This window comes from Anaerolineales bacterium, assembly GCA_022866145.1.
Lineage (GTDB): Bacteria > Chloroflexota > Anaerolineae > Anaerolineales > E44-bin32 > PFL42.
Map to the genome: position 1 here is coordinate 1 of JALHUE010000317.1, position 3,584 is coordinate 3,584.

A 3,584-nucleotide genomic window follows, 5' to 3' on the forward strand; every position below is an offset into this window, starting at 1 on the left:
AGCCCGACATTCGGGCTGAGAGGAGGGCCTAGGGCCCTCGACCCGCTGAACCTGATCCGGATCATACCGGCGTAGGGATGGCAGGCAGCGCACATCAGCAACCGAGCCGCTCCCTCGCAGGGAGTGGCTTTGTCTTGGGCGACACAACGGCTCTCGTGATTGCGAACGGCGACCTGATCGAGGCGGAGGCGCTGAGCCGGCGGCTGGCGGGCCTGGCGCCGAGGTGGATCATCGCCGCCGACGGCGGCTGCCGCCACGCCCGGCGCCTTGGACTGCGGGTCGATGTGCTCATCGGCGATCTGGACTCGATCGAGCCCGAGGAACTGCCCCAGCTGCGCGCCGAAGGCACGCAGGTGATCAGCCACCCGCCTGACAAGGACCAGACCGATCTCGAGCTGGCCCTGCACCACGCCCGCGCCCTCGGAGCCAGCGAGATCGTCGTCCTGGGCGCCATCGGCGACCGGCTCGACATGACTCTGTCGAACGTGCTGTTGCTGCTCCACCCCTCGCTCCGCAACATCTATGTTCAACTCTGGCACGGCAGCGAGACAGCCTTCGTCCTGCGGCCGCCGGGCGGCGAGATCCCCGGGGCGATCGGCGATGGCGTCAGCCTGATTCCCCTGGCCGGGGATGCCGCCGGAGTCCACACCGAGGGCCTGGCCTTCCCCCTGGCCGGAGAGACTCTCAAGGGCACTGAATCCCGAGGGGTCAGCAACGTGGTGACCTCCTCGCCGGCCCGGGTTCGCCTCGCTGAAGGCACGCTGCTGGTCGTCCTGCGCCCGGGAAAGGAACCCGGTACTGAGGGATCCTGAGAGGAGACCGGCATGCAGCTCGATCCGAACCGAACCGTCAACGTCTCGGTACAGATCCTCCCTCTGGTGGATGATCTGTTTCCCTTGATCGACCGCGCCATCCGGGTGATCCAGGCGAGCGGCGTCAAGCATGAGGTCGACCCGATGGAAACGGTGATGGAAGGCCCGCTGGATCAGCTGCTCGAAGTGGCCAAGGCCGCCCACCTGGCGTGTATGAACGCCGGAGCGGAAACGCTGGTGACGCTGATTAAGATCGGCGACCGGGCCGGCGGCACGAGCATGGAGTCCAAGGTCGCCAAGTACCGCAGGCGCTAGCGCCTAGGGCGGCGATCCGACCTCGGATGGAGACCTCGGCGATGCCCGATCGGGAAAACAACGTGCGAAGCTGGCTGCGCCAGATCTTCCCTGTGCTGCTGGTCGTGGGCTTGGCGGTGCTGGCCTGGGCGGCACTGACCGCCGGCGGCGGACTGCCAGCCTTCATCCTGCCGTCTCCGGCCGACGTTGCCCGTGCCGGCTGGCGGACTCGCAGCCTGCTCCTGCCCGCCCTCGGGACAACCTTGCTCGAAACATTCATCGGCCTGGCAGTGTCGGTCGTGCTCGGGGTCACGCTGGCGGCGGCGGTCGACCTGTCCACCTTCCTGCGCCGGGCCCTGTATCCCATCCTGGTCGCCTCGCAGACCGTTCAGATCCTGGCCATCGCACCCTTGCTGATCATCTGGTTCGGCTTCGGCATGACCTCCAAGGTGCTGATCGTCGTCTTGATCTGCTTCTTCCCGCTGGCATTGAACACCGCCGATGGGCTGGCCTCGGCCGATCCCGACCTGGTGGCGCTCTTCCGCGCCATGGGCGCCCGGCGCGGACAGATCTGGCGCATGATCCGCATGCCGTCGGCCCTGCCGGGCTTCTTCTCCGGCCTGCGCATCGCCGTCACCTACAGCGTGGTCGGCGCCACCATCGCCGAGTGGGTCGGCGGCACCCAGGGCCTGGGACTGTACATGCTGCGCTCGAAGAACGCCCTGGCGACCGATCAGGTGTTCGTCGCTATCCTGATCACGTCTGCCGTCAGCATCGGTCTGTTCGTGCTGGTGACCATGATCGAGCGCGCCGCCCTGCCCTGGTACTACTCCGCCCAGCGCAAGGAGCAGTGGGATGAGGCGGGGATCTTCTGAGGCTTGCGGCCAGCAGCGCCGGCGGAAGTTGGCTGGATAGCGATGCCCGGGGGAGGCCGCACCGGGGACGGAGCACGGGAGGTCATGAAGCGCGCAGGCCGGCTGGTTCGGTTTCCCTGGGGTCCGCCCGCTGGGCGGTGTGGAGAACGCGCTCCGCGTGGAGGGTGAAATGAAGCGCACAGTAGGGTTGCTGATCGCCCTGGCGCTGGCGGCCTGCGCGCCGGCTGCCGGCGAGACGACTCCGTCCGCAACACAGGGCCAGGCCATCCGCCTAATGCTCGACTGGGTGCCGAACACCAACCATTCCGGCCTGTTCGTGGCGCAGGACGAAGGCTACTTCGAGGCTGAGGGATTGGACGTCGAGATCATCCAACCGGGGGAGGTGTACGCCGAGCAGGCCGTGGCCAGCGGCGCCGCCGACTTTGGGATCAGCTTCCAGGAACAAGTGACGTTAGCCGCCGCCAACGGCGTGCCGTTGGTCTCGATCGCCGCCATTCTGCAGCACAACACCTCGGGCTTCGCCTCGCGAGGCAAGCTGGGGGTGAGCTCTCCCGCCGACTGGGAGGGACTGCGCTACGGCGCCTTCGGCAGCCCCTTCGAAGCACCTACCCTGCAAGGATTGATGGCTTGCGACGGCGGCGATTTCCAGCAGCTCGAGATCGTCGAGACCGGCTTCACCGATCCGCTGGCGCTACTGCAGCAGGAGCAGATCGACCTGGCCTGGATCTTCTACGGCTGGCAGGGCATCCAGGCCGAGCAGCAGGGCATCGACCTGGACATCGTGCGCATGGATGAGCACTTCGACTGCATCCCCGACTACTACACGCCGGTCCTGATCACCAGCCGGGCCGTTCTCGAGTCGCGTCCGGAGACGGCGCGCGCCTTCCTGCGGGCGGCATCCCGGGGATACACCGAGGCCGCCGCTGACCCGGAGCGGGCGGCGGCGGCTGTGCTGGCGGCGGCTCCCGAGCTCGATTCGGCGCTGGTCAGCCTCAGCCAAGCCTGGATCTCGCCCCGCTATCAGGCCGAGGCGCGGCGCTGGGGAGAGCAATCGCCGGCGACCTGGCAGGCCTACGCCGATTGGATGACCGAGAACGGGATCCTGGAGGGCAGGGTCGACATGGCGAACACCTTCACCAATGAGTTCCTGCCTTGACCGACGCGCCCTCGTCGCCGCCGGCCCTCGAGCTGCGTCACGTCAGCAAGCGTTTCCACGCCAATGGCCTGGAGGTGCAGGCGCTGGAGGATATCAGCTTCTCAGTCCGTCCGCGCGAGTTCCTGACGATTCTCGGTCCGTCCGGCAGCGGCAAGAGCACACTGTTCAACCTGATCGTCGGGCTGCTTTCCCCCGATCAGGGAGAGATCTGTTTGGACGGGGAGAGCTGTACCGAGCGCCTCGGCCTTGTCGGCTACATGCCCCAGCGCGATCTGCTGCTCCCCTGGCGCAGCGTGCTGGACAACCTCATTGTGCCGCTGGAGTTGCGCGGGGAATCCCCGCGCCTGGCGCGCCAGCAGGCGCTGGAAATGCTGCCCTTGTTCGGGCTGGAGGGCTTCGCCGAGGCCTATCCGGCGGCGCTCTCCGGCGGCATGCGCCAGCGGGCAG

At 67.6% G+C, this 3,584-nt stretch carries 5 protein-coding genes and 1 riboswitch; all 5 genes read left to right on the forward strand.

All coding sequences use genetic code 11. The features are described from left to right. Window positions 1-95: riboswitch (TPP riboswitch) on the forward strand. This riboswitch is flagged as partial in the annotation. A gap of 39 nt (window positions 96-134) precedes the next feature. Beyond that, window positions 135-812 (forward strand): thiamine diphosphokinase, encoded by a 678-nt coding sequence (locus MUO23_09825; GenBank protein ID MCJ7513251.1) that lies wholly within the window; start codon window positions 135-137, stop codon window positions 810-812. Between the two features lie 12 nt (window positions 813-824). Further along, on the forward strand, window positions 825-1,127 hold the full coding sequence (locus MUO23_09830; protein MCJ7513252.1) for a thiamine-binding protein: 303 nt from the start codon (window positions 825-827) through the stop codon (window positions 1,125-1,127). 41 nt (window positions 1,128-1,168) lie between these two features. Beyond that, window positions 1,169-1,981 (forward strand): ABC transporter permease, encoded by an 813-nt coding sequence (locus MUO23_09835; protein ID MCJ7513253.1) that lies wholly within the window; start codon window positions 1,169-1,171, stop codon window positions 1,979-1,981. 169 nt (window positions 1,982-2,150) lie between these two features. Further along, window positions 2,151-3,137 carry an ABC transporter substrate-binding protein gene (locus MUO23_09840; GenBank protein ID MCJ7513254.1) on the forward strand — a complete coding sequence of 329 codons (987 nt, stop codon included), beginning with the start codon at window positions 2,151-2,153 and terminating at the stop codon, window positions 3,135-3,137. Continuing rightward, on the forward strand, window positions 3,134-3,584 hold a 451-nt coding region (locus MUO23_09845), incomplete at its 3' end, for an ATP-binding cassette domain-containing protein (GenBank protein MCJ7513255.1). The genes MUO23_09840 and MUO23_09845, both read left to right, overlap by 4 nt.